The organism is Methanothrix sp. (assembly GCA_029907715.1).
GTDB lineage: Archaea > Halobacteriota > Methanosarcinia > Methanotrichales > Methanotrichaceae > Methanothrix_B.
Genome location: JARYLI010000002.1, coordinates 50,424 through 64,671, shown reverse-complemented (window position 1 = coordinate 64,671; position 14,248 = coordinate 50,424). Strand labels below are relative to the sequence as shown.

The following is a 14,248-nucleotide window of genomic DNA, read 5'->3' as shown; positions in this document are numbered from 1 at the left end:
ATAAACTTCGCAATAATTAGAAGAATTTAATTGAAATGAGCGGAGCGCAACAGAGAAATCTCATGATAGTATCTGATCTGATGAGGTGTCGTTATGGATTATGCTGAGATGTCAGATATCCTGAAGAGCACGCTCGGCCTCGATAGTGAGCCTGTTGGCGTGGTTCTCTTCAAGAGTGAGGAGGATATCCCGAAGGATCTGAAGGAGATTGAGAAGCCCATGCCTTACTGCGGGATGGTCCAGCGTGCCCGGAGGGGCGAGGTGCTTTTCGCCCGTCTGGACAAGCATGACTGCAAGGGAGGAGCTTCCGGAATAGGGCTGGTGGAGTGCCCCGAGAACATATCAACAGGAAAGCTGTACTTTTCAAAACTGAACAAGAGCGCCACACAGACGGTGGGGCAGAGGATCGCCTCGAGCATGCCCAGGCTGCCAGCAGGCAGCACGGTTGCGACTCTCGTCGCGCCTCTCTCAAAACTGAACATGGATCCTGATGTGGTCATCTTCGTTGGAAATGCCCTGCAGGCCCGCCGCATAGTGCAGGCTGTCATGTACAGGCGCGGTGGGCGCATGAATATTGATACAGCTGGCATCCAGTCGTTCTGCGTCGATGCCACAGCATCTCCGATCCTCAAGGGAGACGTCAACGTATCGCTTGGATGCGATGGCTCTGCGAAAAAGACCGGCCTTGCAGATAACGATGTCGTCGTCGGTATACCCTTCGAGATGCTCGAAGACATATGCAGGGTTCTGAAGGAGAGGCACGAGGGCTGGGACAGATTCATGCGCTCCTGACCACCCTCCATTTCAGGAGAAGACCATCATCGATGCGTTCCGCGGATTCAAGCTCCAGCCTCTGAAAGTTCTCCGGGAAGCCTCTGCCGTCCACGAGCGTGGGAGCATCTTGACCCCCTATCACCATGGGCCCCACGAAGACGCAAATCTCGTCGACGAGCCCCTGCTCTATGAGCGACCAGTTCAGGGTGCCTCCTCCCTCGACCATCAACCTCCTCACGCCCCTCCTGTACAGCATCTCCAGAAGCTCTCTGAGATCAACGCGATCCTCCCCACAGATCGCGATCTCGCACCTCTCAGAGAGCTCTTTGAGTCTATCCTCAGGGGCATATCTCGATACAGCCACGATGCATCCCGGCCCCAGAACCCTGGCTTCCGGAGGCGTTCTGGCCCTGCTGTCAGCCACGATCCGGAGAGGGTTCTCCGGCACACCTCTTTCCAGCCTCCATGATCGCAGCGCCTCAGACTTCACTCGGAGCGTCGGGTCGTCTGCAATGACAGTTCCCACTCCAACCATCACCGCATCGCTCTCCGCCCGGAGCCTGTCCACCCTGAGGAGATCCTCAGATCCGGAGATGCGCACCTGTCTCCTCAGAAAAGAGCTTATCTTCCCGTCAGCGCTCATCGCGCTGTTGATGAAAACATAGGGTCTCATCATGCATAGACTCAAGGAGGATGTTAATAAACTGAGGGTTCCCAATAGCTGCGATGCCTCCGGCCTGAAAAGGACCCCAGATGCGGAATACGCTGCGGGCCTCCCGGATGAGCTGGTACTCTCCGGAACGGTTATCGCGGGTGAGGATATGGCTGTCCTCGATGGATGTGTCGTCATAGAGAACGGCATCATAAAAGAGGTCTGCGAGGGGAGGGAGAGGGGGCAGTTCGAGGGCATCATATGCCCTGCTTTTGTCAACGCGCATACGCATGTAGCGGATTCCATCGCGAAGGATCCGCCGTTCATGAGTCTGGCTGATCTTGTGGGTCCAGGGGGCTTCAAGCACAGGATTCTTGAGAGCGCGAGCGATGATCTCCTTGTCGAATCGATGCGTTTCTCAGCTGAGGAGATGCTGAATACCGGAACCTGTGCCTTCGGCGATTTCAGGGAGGGCGGCCCTCACGGGGTGGATCTTCTCCTCAGAGCTCTGGAGGGTCTGGGAATTCAGAGCAGGATATTCGGCAGGCCTCTGAAAGACCCTGGGGATATACATCCAGCATGCTGGGGTGTCGGGCTGAGCAGCACCAGGGATTACGATTGGGGCTTCGTCGATGAGGTGGTGAGGATCGCAAGAAGAGAGGGAAGGTGCATCGCGATACACGCTGGTGAGGCTGGCAGGGATGATATAGAGGGCGCGCTGGCCATCGAGCCTGACATTCTGATACATCTCTCCAGAGCGGAGCGCTCCGATCTCAGGGATGTTGCGGAATCAGGCGCCTCTGTGGTCGTGTGCCCCAGATCCAATCTCTTCACCCGCGCCGGCCTTCCTGATGTCGCAGCGATGCTCTCCCTGGAGATCAATGTCTGCGTGGGCACGGACAACCTGATGATAAATTCGGCCAGCATCTTCAGGGAGATGGAGCTCATCTCAAAAGCGCTTGTCAGAGACGACAGACAGGTTTTTATGATGTGCACGATAAATGGAGCAAGAGCACTGGGTATGGATGAGAGGCTCGGCTCCATCGATCCCGGGAAAGAGGCACGGGTGATCGTGTTCGACAGGAGATCCCGCAATCTGAAGGGGTCGCTGAACCCACTGGCGAGCATTGTGAGAAGGGCTGAGCCCTCTGACATAATGCTGAGGATCTGAAAACATGATCGAGAAGATTATGATAGCAACGGATGGCTCTGAGACGAGCGAGAGGGCCGCGAGGTTTGGTGTGGAACTTGCCCGGAATCTCGGGGCCAGGGTCATAGCGGTCTACGTGGCAGACACGGGCAGGCTCAGCCACCTTCCGGATGAGATGATCCTGGTTGGCATAAGGGATATGCTCCTCAAGGAGGGGGAGGATGCCACATCATACGTGGAGTCGATTGCATCGAACGCGGGCGTGGCGTGCGAGAAGAGGGTTGTCGAGGGGAAGCCGACTGATGAGATACTGAAGCTATCACGTGATCTAAACGTGGATATGCTCGTCATGGGAAGCGTTGGGAGGAGCGGCCTCGACAGGTTCCTCCTCGGAAGTGTTGCGGAGAAGGTGGTTCAGCACTCCAGGGTTCCAGTTTTAACAGTGCCCGGAGAGAGGAAGGAGGGTTGACATTTGGATATCCTGGTCAGAGATGCAATGGTCAGGGATGTCGCTTATGTGAGCCTGCCGGGCACCAGGGATAAGGTGCTGCAGGTCCTGAATGAGCGGCATGTCTCTGGCGTTCCTGTCGTAAAGAACTGCACGGTTGTCGGCATGGTCACCAGGACAGATCTCCTCCGGAACCCGGAGGAGGACCAGATCGCCATGCTCATGACCAGGAACCCCTATGTCGTGCGTCCTGAAGATCGTCTGGTTGATGCTGCGAAGCTCTTCGTTGAGAAGCGTGTGAGACGTCTGCCTGTGGTCGAAGACGGTAGGCTGGTTGGAATCATCAGCGTGGCGGATATCGTGAGGGTGATCGCGACCCTAAACATCGATGAGACCATAGATAAGTACTTCGAGAGGAATGTTGTCGCTGTCTGGTCGGAGATGCCGCTGCCGGTGGTGGGCGCGATCATGGAGTATGCCGGAGTCCAGGCATGCCCTGTGATCGACACAGATCTGCAGCTTGTCGGCATAGTCACGGACAGGGATCTGATAGCAAAGAGCGTCGTCGAGGAGTCCCTGGAGAGGGCAGATGCAGACACCGCTCCCGAGATGGACGAGTGGAGCTGGGAGAGCCAGAAGGAGGCCATATCCAGGTACTACCAGGTATCGAAGATCAGGCTGAAGGATGTGAGGGTTAGGGAGGCCATGGTCCAGGCGATAACCGCCCTGAGATCCAGCAGGGTCAGCGAGTGCGCAAGGACAATGTCACAGAAAAGGATCGACCAGATGCCGGTCGTCAATGCTCACAGGAAGCTCATCGGCATGCTGAACGACTACAACCTCCTGCTTCCTTTCATCTCAGCATACGGAAGGTAACCGCGATGGCGTTTGGTTTGAGAGCCAGCACTGCTCCTTTGATGGTCTGAGGGTCATATCTGGCGCTCTATGCCATCCCCAGATCTGAGAGCCTCTCCGGAAGATACCTTTTCGTGACGAAGTCCAGACCCTTGCCGGCGAAAGCCTGCTGCTCTGCCTTCTTCTTCAGGTCTATCTGGAGCTGTATCTGCTTCTGCCAGTAATCGCTTCCAAACCTCGGATCTGTGAGCTCTGCTCTCAGTGCATGGAGATCCCTGTCTGTGAGCCTGTCTGTGGAGAGGTTGTACTCAACGATGTCTGTGGGCTGCACGCCCAGGAACTTCGCATCCGGGGTGGCTAAATGCTCGGAGAGATGCGCGCTCTTTATCGCGCCGTACGCGACGCTCGCGTATATCCTGTAGCTCCACGGATCCCCATCTGTGAAGACTGCTACGGGCAGACCAAGCTCTGTATTGAGTCTTTTTATGAAGCGCCTGGTGGACCTCGCCGGCTGGCCTTTTAGGTGAACCAGAATTGCATCAAACTCCTCATCGAACCCGTTCTCGATCAGCCTGGCGTACATTCCGCCGGTCTCCACTGCTATGACCATCCTGGCATCGTGCTCCAGGAACTCAACAAAGTCGACATTGAACGGTATCTGATAGCCTGCTTCTCCTATATCCTCCTGGCAGTGTATCTCACGCTCGCCTCGGCGCGTCCGCTCCCTGATCCGGAGGGGGCCGAATACAGCGGCTCCGTCCTCCTCAGGTCTGACATGAAAATCCTCCCGCTGAAGGCCTGTGATTATCTCGAGATCCTCGATTAGACGGTCGCTCTCGGCCTGCTCTGCGAACTTGGCGAGATCCCAGTTCTCGGAGATGTAGTATATCTCCCTTAGAGTTGAAGCCCGGTTCCCTCTGAGATGCTCTGTTACCAGGAGATCTATCAGATGCACGGTCTTGAGCAGTGTCTTCGCACCGCGTATCGTCTTGACGCTTCTCACGCTCTCCTGATCGCCATACACCCACACATCATCTTCTGTGCTGTACTCGATGTTCTTCTTGGTCCTCGTCGGAAGCACAAGATGAGGGACAGTGCCCTCTCTGAACTGGTCGTAGAGTGACCTTGCTATGCCGAGAAGCCTGCTCTCCGGATCATGCATCAGAAAGCACCCTCGCCCCTGTCACAATCTCAGGCTCCAGCCCCTCAACAACAGCCTCCGGCATTCTCTGCAGATGGTTCTTTACTGCATATCTCAGGATCACCTTCTCACCTGCCCGGATTGCTATCTTCCACTGGTGATCATAGCGGTCTCCCATAGCGACCCTTCTCGCTGGCGGATCAAGATCCTCTGCCTCCACAGGGAGGATTTCGTGCAGCTTGAAGCTTCTCTGCGAGGATGTGTTATTCTCTATCTCTATGCACACCCTCAATCGACCGTCCTCCTGCTCGATCTCCCTTCTGACCAGAATGTTGCCCATGATCCTGGCCACGACCCTGCTTATGTCAGGCCTCTCGAGCCCGAGCATATCTGCGAGCTTGTCCGCCATCCTCGGAAGTATCCTGCCTATGATCTCCTCCTTCTCCCTGCGCTCAGAGAGCGTCTCCTGGATTGCGAGAAATCTCCTCAGCTTTCTGCCGATCTCCTTCATCGCGAGATCCATCTCTGTCAGGATCTCCGGGATGTCTGCCACAGCATCCTTTGACTCAGATGTGAATGGTATGTTGGTGGATGCCACATGCACCAGTATCACAGCAGGCCCGACCGGCAATCCCCCCCCAGGCTGGTCCAGGCCGTAGCTCTTCCAGGACACCCCCTCTATCGCATGGGTTATGGCGCAGGCTCCCTGCTGGTATATGAGAGGCACGCGGTTCGCAAACCGCAGGATCTCCACCCTGCCGTTCCGATCTAGCTCGCCGCCGAAGCCCATCCCTGCCTCGACCACGAAGGGATTTCCGGAGTAGACTGAGACGGGTCTTGAGACGGTCGCGATGAAGTCCACACGGTACTCCTTTGCAAGGCCGGATCTTATCAGATCCTCTCCTATCGGCGAGAGACAGTCGACCGGAGGTGACTTCAGCTTCATCCGTCTGAGCGCCTCGAAGAGTCGCCTGGACTGATCGTAGTCAAGGCTTCTGGGATCCATCGATGGGTCAAGGCCCGAATTCTGAATGATCTCCTGAGCAGCGATGTTGCCGATGGATGAGAACGATTCCTTCAGGAAGCTGGAGAGCTTTCTCCTCTCAGTGTATCTCAGCATCTTCGTGAGCTCGCCCAGCTCTATACCTGCGGGGTGGGGCTTTATCTCATATGCTCTTTTTGGAAGAAGCTCTGTGGCCCTCTCGAACCTTTCTGTGGATCCATCGGGCTCCACGAATGTTATCCTGGCATGCGGATTCACTATCGCGACGTTCTTCAGGTAGCTGTAAACAGACTGCCTCCTGCCACGGACATACGATCCCTCGATATCAAGCTCCACCCGTGTGCCCCTTGGCCGCTCCCAGTCGATATCCTCCTCCCTGATGATCTCCGGCTCGTTCTTCGCTGTGTTAATCATGACCTCCACGTATCTCGCTGGCCTCTCAGGAGATGTCCTTGATGTGATCCTCGTCGGCTTCCCTGTGGTCAGCTGTGAGTAGAGGACAGCTGCAGATATGCCTATACCCTGCTGCCCCCTGCTCTGCCGGAGAACGTGAAACCTGGAGCCGTAGAGCAGCTTTGCGAAGACCCTGGGGATCTCAGATGGCACGATGCCAGGACCGTTGTCTTCGACTATGACACGGTAAAGCTCACCTGCACGCCTAATCTGTATAAAAATATCGGGAAGTATGCCGGCATCCTCACATGCGTCAAGGGAGTTGTCGACAGCCTCCTTGACGCATGTGATGAGGGCGCGAGGGGCTGAGTCGAATCCAAGAATCTGGCGGTTCTTCTCAAAGAACTCCGCAACAGATATCGATCTCTGATGCTTTGCCAGCTCCTCGGCTGTGTCCATTAAAGCTCTGCCCCAACCACGGTCTGTGTTGCTGTTACGTTCTCGATCTCACGAATCGTATCGACCAGGCGGTTCAGCATGCTCAGACCATCGACCTCTATGATCACAACGAAGTCGAACTCTCCGAAGACGTGATAAACGTTCTTTATGCCATCAATCTCTCGAAGCGCGCTGTAAACCGGCTTCTCCTGTCCAGGCACTACCTTGACCATTGTTACTCCAATCACCATTTGCGCTCACCATAAACACACGCTACCGCATATTATATTAACTTTACATCCAGCCGTATCCCCGGATCACAGATAGGACTCTGTGCTTTCCGCAGGCTGCCACGACTCATGTACGCATGAGTTGTGGCTGGTCTTCACGAGCATTATGGTCTTCGCTGATCAGCAGCGTGTACAGGAGTCATATGGTCTCCTGCGTACATAATGGTTCCGGAGATGCCCCCCAGCGGATTGGACCCACACCCTGTTGTTCCACAGAATTACTCGCAGTGATCTGGGACGCCCGCGCGAGGCAAGCATCAAATATATAGATCAGAAGGATAACGATCAGATTTAGAGGCAGATATTGAGTATGGAAGAACCGAACGAGTTGCTTGGCAGCATTCAGTTCGAGGATACGAGCAGCATCGCCGTCCCCGAGAGCCTTATAGATCAGGTCATAGGCCAGGAGGAGGCGGTGGAGGTGATCAGGAAGGCGGCACACCAGCGCCGCCACGTGATGCTCATAGGCTCGCCCGGCACCGGCAAATCGATGCTTGGAAAGGCCATGAGCGAGCTGCTTCCTGTGGAGGAGCTGCAGGACATCCTGGTCTATCACAATCCGGAGGACAACAACAACCCGCGCATCAGGGTCGTGCCGGCAGGTAGAGGCAGGCAGATCGTGGATGCGCACAAGATGGAGGCCAGGAAGAAGGTACAGACGAGGAACATGTTCTTCATGCTCATCGTCATGGGGCTGATAGTATACGCTTACTACACGGGCCAGCTTCTCTTCGGGATAATCGCAGCAGCGCTCATTTTCCTTTCAATGAGGTATCTCATACCAAAAGAGGATGTGTTCATCCCAAAGCTTCTGGTGGATAACAGCGGCAAGAAGACCGCTCCATTCGTTGATGCAACAGGTGCGCATGCCGGAGCACTGCTCGGTGATGTCAGGCACGATCCCTTCCAGTCAGGTGGCCTGGAGACCCCGAGCCATGAGAGGGTCGAGTGTGGCGCCATCCACAGGGCACACAAGGGTGTGCTGTTCATCGATGAGATCAACACGCTCCGTCTGGAGTCGCAGCAGAGCCTCCTCACAGCCCTGCAGGAAGGCGCTTACCCGATAACAGGGCAGAGTGAGAGATCCTCAGGAGCTCTCGTGCGGACGGAGCCTGTGCCTTGCAGCTTCATAATGGTCGTCGCGGGGAACCTGGATGCGGTGCAGGGAATGCATCCGGCGCTCAGATCCCGCATCAAGGGCTACGGCTACGAGGTCTACATGAGGGACACAATGGAGGACACCGTGGAGAACAGGGACAAGCTGATAAGGTTCGTGGCCCAGGAGGTCGTGCGGGACGGCAAGATCCCGCACTTCACGAGGGATGCGGTGGCTGAGATAATCAGAGAGGCTAAGAGGCGTTCCGGCAGAAAGGGGCATCTGACACTGATGCTCAGAGACCTTGGAGGGCTGATACGCGTCGCCGGCGATATCGCGAGATCTGAGGGCGCTCCACTGACCGAGGCGAGGCATGTCATAGAGGCGAAGAGGATGGCGAGATCGCTGGAGCAGCAGATGGCCGACAGGTATCTCGAGAGGAGAAAGGAGTACAGCATGTACAAGAGCTCCGGCGATGAGATTGGAAGGGTGAACGGGCTCGCTGTCGTCGGCGACTCGGGCATCGTCCTGCCCATAATGGCTGAGGTGACCCCCGCCCAGTCGAAGGAGGAGGGGCGGGTGATCGCGACCGGCAGGCTCCAGGAGATCGCGAAGGAAGCGGTTACAAATGTCTCTGCGCTGATCAAGAAGCTCCAGGGAGAGGATATAACAACAAAGGACGTCCACATTCAGTTCATCGGCACATACGAGGGCGTTGAGGGGGACAGCGCGTCGATATCGATAGCCACAGCGGTTGTCTCTGCTCTTGAGGGTATACCCGTGAAGCAGAGCGTTGCGATGACCGGCTCCCTCTCGGTCAGAGGAGATGTGCTCCCGGTTGGAGGCGTAACACAGAAGATAGAGGCTGCTGCGCAAGCAGGGATAAAGACCGTGCTGATACCCAGATCCAACATGGGTGATGTGCTGGTGGATGAATCTATAAGAGATAAGATAGAGATCATACCTGTGTCTAATATCAGCGAGGTCTTCGAATACAGCCTGGCCGGGCAGAGGTCCAAGCTCCTCGAGAAGCTCAGGAGGTTCGCGACGGAGAAGAAGATAGGGATCTCACTGCCGGACGGCATTCCAAGCCCAGCGATGAGCATACTCTAGTGATCTGCATGGAGTTCTTCGATACCAGGATCGTCAGGGGCCGGAGGATAAGCATAGTTGTTGACAACTCGAAGGTCGAGGAGATCTCGGAGAGCATATTCCAGGGCGTGGCTGTCAGAGCTCTCGTGGACGGAGCATGGGGCTTTGTGAAGAGCGACAGCATCGAAGACCTGGAGAAGAGCGTCGAGAGGGCCCGGAGGATCGCCAGATCGGTCGATGGCCGTGAGATACTGCATCTGGCCGAGGGGGAGAGGGGGGTGAGCTGCAGAGTACCGGTGAAGAAGGACCCATCATCGGTCTCCCTGGAGGAGAAGGTCGATCTCGTCAGGGAGATAGAGAGGGCAGCGAGGCTTCCCGGGATCTCAAGCACGCGTGTTTTCTACACAGATATTCTCACTGAGACAGAGTACAGCAGCTCGGATGGGGCATCGCTGAGAAGCTCCGTGACCAGAACGGGCTTTGGGATAAGTGCCGTTGCCACAAGGGCAGGCCTCCTCCAGTCAAGCAGCGAGATAAGAGCTGGTGTCTGCGGGCTGGAGCTGATCGAGCGGGAGGATCCATTTGAGCTCGCACGCAGTGCAGCCAGAACAGCCCTCGATCTGCTGGACGCGAGGGTCCCCAAGGGCGGAAGGTTTCCGGTCGTGCTGGACCAGGAGCTGGGTGGGGTCTTCATACACGAAGCAGTGGGGCACGCGACAGAAGGAGACATAGTTCTTGAGGGCGGCTCAGTACTCCAGGGGAGGATCGGAGAGCGGATAGGCTCTGAGCTTGTAACCGTGAAGGACGATCCATCTCTCATGCATTACGGCCACTATCCCTTCGATGATGAGGGGTCCGCAGCGAGGGAGACGGTTCTCGTTGAGAATGGTATACTCAGATCGTATCTTCATACAAGAGAGACCGCTGGAAGGCTGGGTGGAGATCCACGGAACGCCAGGGCTCAGGGTTACAACCGGCCGATAGTGAGAATGTCAAACACATACATGGCCAATGGCGACTGGAGTTTGGAAGAGATCTTTGAGGAGATGAAAGATGGAGTTTACCTCATAGGGAGCCGCGGTGGACAGGTCAACACCGCTGAGGGGATCTTCCAGTTCAATGCCAGGAGAGGTTATCTTGTGAGGAACGGAGAGCTCGCCGGGCTCATAAGAGATGTATCCCTATCTGGGCAGACTCTGAGCATTCTTCAGGGAGTGAGAGCGGTTGCAGACGATCTCAGGTTCAACAGCGGCGGATGCGGAAAGGGTGGACAGGTCGTGCCTGTGGGAGATGGGGCGCCGCACATCCTGATAGAGGAGGCAGTCGTCGGCGGTGCCGGCTAGAATTCATTCCAGATATTATATATTAAGCGATGAACATGCAGGCTGGTTGCTGAATGCACTCATTCGCTCGCCACGAGCGCACGGCGTGACTTTTCTTCGGGCAAGTTATCAGATGGACAAGAGCGTTCATGCTTTCATCCCTGCGCCTGCTTATATCGTACATCTCGGCACACTCACCTGTGACCGAATGGCTGTGTCTCAGGCAGTCTGCTCGAAAGCTGTGGATTTTAGTTTGAGTATTTTATTATTTATATGATAATCTGGCTGCACAACACAAGCTATAAATACAGGAGTGGAAAGTAGGCATAACGCCGGTGGTTGCATAAAATCGAGTTCCTGTGGTCTTGCGGGCCTGTAGCTTAGTCCGGTTAGAGCGCTCGGCTCATAACCGAGTGGTCGCCGGTTCAAATCCGGCCAGGCCCATGTCCACCTTGCATGATGGTTTCTGAAATTTTGATCGCTATTGTGCTAACTTGCCCGAAGAAAAGCCACACTATGCGCTTCCGGCAAGTTGATGAGCGCTTACAGCAGCAAGCTCTGCAGTCTCTCCAAGTTGCAAAGCACATAAGAGCATTTTGATAGGTCCCTTCAAAACCGCATCAATATTGCGATAGGTGATCCTGCAGAGCGAACATGCTCAATACGTTGAGGTAGAGTTCACCTTGGCGGATTTCTGGATAAACGACTATGCCACAGCGGCCTCACTTGATCGGTAACTCAAGTACGCTCACAATATCGAGCAAATACCTGCAGCGCATCTGAGCATCGCAGGTGGCTTCTGAAGCGAACACGATTCTATCAATGTTCAGCACGTGGACGATCCAGGCACCTCGCCGCCCGGCTCACCTCCGGAGATGATGCTCCTGGCCGACTTCTGCCAGGCGATTATCTTTTTGATGCTGATGCCGGTCGACTCTGCGATGCTGGCAGGATCTGTGGACACAAGCGCCTCGAGCGTCTTTATTCCCGCATTCTCGAGGCGTTCCCTGCTCTTCGGACCTATTCCCGAGATGTCACCGAGCTCGGGCATACGCCGCGTTTCCGACTCCTTTTTCGCCTGCCAGTTGTTGAAGTTGCAGTATGGACATCCGAGGTCCCATGGCCTCTTACCGCGATTTATGATTCTGATGTGGTTCATGCCATGTGTCTCGCATCTCCGCTCTGTGACCACTATCATGCCTCCTCTGGGAAGAGGAAGCGTGAACCTGCATTCAGGATATCCGGAGCATCCCACGAACCTGGCACCACGCCTCCCGCGTCTTATAATCAGATCCGAACCGCAGAGGCTGCATCTGCCCACTATCCTGTCGACGCGAAGCCCCTCCCTCAGCGAATCCTCGATCTCCTTCCTGTGGGCGAGGAGCTCATCGAATACAGACTCGAGCATCTGCCTCGACTCCTCGATGACCTCCCCCTTTGTGATCTTCTGCTCCGCAATCTTGAGCATGTCATTCTCAAGGGTTCGTGTCATCTCTGGCTTCGTGATCGCAGGGGCGTGACGCTGGAGCGTATCCACAACAGCATACGCTGTCTTCGTCGGTCTTATAGGGTTGCCGTGTATGTAAGCTCTCGCATAGAGCTTGCTTATTATATCGTGCCTGGTGGACTTTGTGCCCAGGCCGAGTTCGTCCATGAGCCTGACCAGACGCCCATGCCCGAACCTAGCCGGAGGCTGGGTCTCCTTCGAGAGAACCTCATGGCCGAGAACCTTCAGCTCCTCTCCCTCCTCGAGCGGGGGAAGAACGTTCTCCTCTGCCCTGCTGTATGGATAGTACCTCCTCCAGCCCTTGTCCAGGATTCTGGAGCCGTTCGCCCTGAAGAGTTCATCACCGATATCAAAGCTTATGCTCGTCGTCTCCCAGACGCACTCTCCTGAGAGCGTCGCGAAGAACCGCCTCACAACGAGCTCGTATATCCTCCACTGATCTTCTTTGAGATCGTTTTTATCAGCTACCGACGTCGGATATATGGGGGGGTGATCCGTGGTCGAGCGTTTTCCCCTTGTGGGTATCAGGCTGCCATTCATCAGCTCCAGGGCATCCTCGCGGAACGGGCCTGATGACAGCATCTCGAGCAGCGATCTAAGATCGATCGATGGAGGGTAAACGGTGTTATCTGTCCTGGGATAGCTGATGTAACCGTTTGTGTAAAGATCCTCTGCGATCCTCATCGCGTTTGCCGCTGTGAAGCCAATGCTGCTAGCTGCGCTGATGAAGCTGGTGGTATCAAAGGGCGTTGGTGGCCTGTCCCTTCTCTCCCCTCTCGAGATCGATCTCACGCGTGCCACGTCGCTCAGAGAATTCAGTATATGATCGACCTCGTCCCTGTTCCAGATCCTGGGTTTCGCGTGCCTCGCCCTTATACCCTTCTCGAGATCTGCGTAAATCTCCCAGTAGGGTTTCGGCTGGAACGACTCTATCTCCTTCTCGCGATCCACGATCAGGGCCAGTGTTGGCGACTGGACCCTTCCCACAGATAGGAACTCCTTGCCGAGCCGGCCTGATGTGATTGATATGAACCGCGTCAGGGCTGCGCCCCACACGAGGTCTATGATCTGTCTGGCCTCGCCAGATGCGGCAAGGTTGAAGTCGACCTCACCTGGCTGGGCGAACGCCCTGAGAATCTCGCTTTTTGTTATGGCGCTGAACCGCACCCTGTCAGCTTTTACAGAGGGATTGACCTCCTGCAGTATGCGTAGAGCCTCAACACCTATGAGCTCGCCCTCTCTGTCGTAGTCTGTGGCGATCGTGACATGATCCGCTTCCCTGCCGAGCTTTCTGAGCGCAGAGACTATCCGCTCCTGTGTGGGTTTTGATACAATCTCCGCCCTGATGAGATCCCTGTAATCCACCCTCTGCCAGTTGTTGTAGCTCTCAGGATAATCAAGGCCCACGATATGGCCGCTGAGGCCTATGACAACACGATCATCAAAACGAAATGTATCGACCCCGGAGACCCTCGCAACAGCTGGCTTCTTGCCGGCAAGAATCTCAGATATACGCCTCGCAGCATCGTGCTTCTCAGCAATGATGAGGTGCATTCATCTCCGGAGACTCTTACAGGAAATATAAGAATCTGTCGGGATCGACGGTGGATCATGAACTCCCGATGATTTTCTGGATTGATGTGAAGAGAATATGCCCGTGGGGAACAGTCGCTCATGGAGCTCGAGCCCGTCCAGCGTGATGGCTGTTTAGTCCCAAAAGTCTTGACTTTATCGCTCTTATCCATCTGATAACTTGCCTGAAGAGGCATCAGCCCTGCTATGCGCTCGTTTCGACTTATCTTCGACTACGTCGAAGAGTTTCGACGAAGTCGAAGGCCTGGCGAGCGAATGAGTGCACTCAGCAACTGGCCTGTATGACCTCCAAGTTGCTGAATACATAAGAGCTGACTTCGCTCTTATCCATATGATGACTTGCCCAAAGAGACACCGCTCCTGCTCTGCGCTCCTTCCGGGGGATTGATTACGTTCAGGAACCTCCAGGCGTGAACCATGTTGAAACACCCCTCAAAACGTCGACTATATAAGGTCAGAGGTTTCGGGACTAGACAGGATACCTGTCCAACCAA

At 55.4% G+C, this 14,248-nt stretch carries 11 protein-coding genes and 1 tRNA gene; 7 read left to right on the top strand and 5 right to left on the bottom strand.

Annotated elements, in window-relative coordinates; translation table 11 throughout:
* Nucleotides 1–93 precede the first annotated feature (93 nt).
* Nucleotides 94–792: a DUF169 domain-containing protein gene (locus QHG98_01915; GenBank protein ID MDH7596489.1), complete on the top strand. Its 699-nt coding sequence runs from the start codon at nucleotides 94–96 to the stop codon at nucleotides 790–792.
* Here the strand turns inward: QHG98_01915 and QHG98_01910 are convergent.
* The gene (locus tag QHG98_01910; GenBank protein ID MDH7596488.1) at nucleotides 779–1,447 is read right to left on the bottom strand and encodes a 2,5-diamino-6-(ribosylamino)-4(3H)-pyrimidinone 5'-phosphate reductase; all 669 of its coding nucleotides are present in this window, start codon (nucleotides 1,445–1,447) and stop codon (nucleotides 779–781) included. The genes QHG98_01915 and QHG98_01910 overlap by 14 nt on opposite strands.
* A gap of 1 nt (nucleotide 1,448) precedes the next feature.
* Between QHG98_01910 and QHG98_01905 the strand changes: the two genes are divergently transcribed.
* From QHG98_01905 to QHG98_01895, 3 genes are read left to right on the top strand one after another with little or no spacing between them, the layout of a single operon-like run.
* Nucleotides 1,449–2,597, top strand: coding sequence for an amidohydrolase family protein (locus QHG98_01905; GenBank protein ID MDH7596487.1), 1,149 nt, complete (start codon nucleotides 1,449–1,451; stop codon nucleotides 2,595–2,597).
* 4 nt (nucleotides 2,598–2,601) lie between these two features.
* On the top strand, nucleotides 2,602–3,045 hold the full coding sequence (locus tag QHG98_01900) for a universal stress protein (GenBank protein ID MDH7596486.1): 444 nt from the start codon (nucleotides 2,602–2,604) through the stop codon (nucleotides 3,043–3,045).
* A 3-nt stretch (nucleotides 3,046–3,048) separates the two neighbouring features.
* Nucleotides 3,049–3,900 (top strand): CBS domain-containing protein, encoded by an 852-nt coding sequence (locus tag QHG98_01895; GenBank protein ID MDH7596485.1) that lies wholly within the window; start codon nucleotides 3,049–3,051, stop codon nucleotides 3,898–3,900.
* Nucleotides 3,901–3,967: 67 nt separating this feature from the next.
* On the opposite strand, the gene QHG98_01890 is transcribed toward QHG98_01895, so the two are convergent.
* From QHG98_01890 to QHG98_01880, 3 genes are read right to left on the bottom strand one after another with little or no spacing between them, the layout of a single operon-like run.
* The gene (locus QHG98_01890) at nucleotides 3,968–5,041 is read right to left on the bottom strand and encodes a DNA topoisomerase IV subunit A (GenBank protein MDH7596484.1); all 1,074 of its coding nucleotides are present in this window, start codon (nucleotides 5,039–5,041) and stop codon (nucleotides 3,968–3,970) included.
* Nucleotides 5,034–6,875, bottom strand: a complete 1,842-nt coding sequence (locus QHG98_01885; GenBank protein ID MDH7596483.1) for a DNA topoisomerase VI subunit B — start codon at nucleotides 6,873–6,875, stop codon at nucleotides 5,034–5,036. Before QHG98_01885 ends, QHG98_01890 begins: the two co-directional genes overlap by 8 nt.
* Nucleotides 6,875–7,105 carry an Lrp/AsnC ligand binding domain-containing protein gene (locus tag QHG98_01880; GenBank protein MDH7596482.1) on the bottom strand — a complete coding sequence of 77 codons (231 nt, stop codon included), beginning with the start codon at nucleotides 7,103–7,105 and terminating at the stop codon, nucleotides 6,875–6,877. Before QHG98_01880 ends, QHG98_01885 begins: the two co-directional genes overlap by 1 nt.
* A 367-nt stretch (nucleotides 7,106–7,472) precedes the next feature.
* Here QHG98_01880 and lonB point away from each other — a divergent pair, with 367 nt between their 5' ends.
* The 3 genes from lonB to QHG98_01865 all read left to right on the top strand — a co-directional run bounded on the left by lonB (nucleotide 7,473) and on the right by QHG98_01865 (nucleotide 11,098).
* Entirely contained in the window at nucleotides 7,473–9,353 is a 1,881-nt protein-coding gene (gene lonB / locus QHG98_01875; protein MDH7596481.1) for an ATP-dependent protease LonB, read from the top strand.
* Nucleotides 9,354–9,361: 8 nt separating this feature from the next.
* A complete protein-coding gene (locus tag QHG98_01870; protein MDH7596480.1) occupies nucleotides 9,362–10,675 on the top strand; it encodes a TldD/PmbA family protein in 1,314 nt (437 codons plus the stop codon).
* A gap of 348 nt (nucleotides 10,676–11,023) precedes the next feature.
* Nucleotides 11,024–11,098: transfer RNA gene (locus tag QHG98_01865), tRNA-Ile, on the top strand.
* Nucleotides 11,099–11,480: 382 nt separating this feature from the next.
* On the opposite strand, the gene QHG98_01860 is transcribed toward QHG98_01865, so the two are convergent.
* Nucleotides 11,481–13,715 carry a DNA topoisomerase I gene (locus QHG98_01860; GenBank protein MDH7596479.1) on the bottom strand — a complete coding sequence of 745 codons (2,235 nt, stop codon included), beginning with the start codon at nucleotides 13,713–13,715 and terminating at the stop codon, nucleotides 11,481–11,483.
* Nucleotides 13,716–14,248 lie beyond the last annotated feature (533 nt).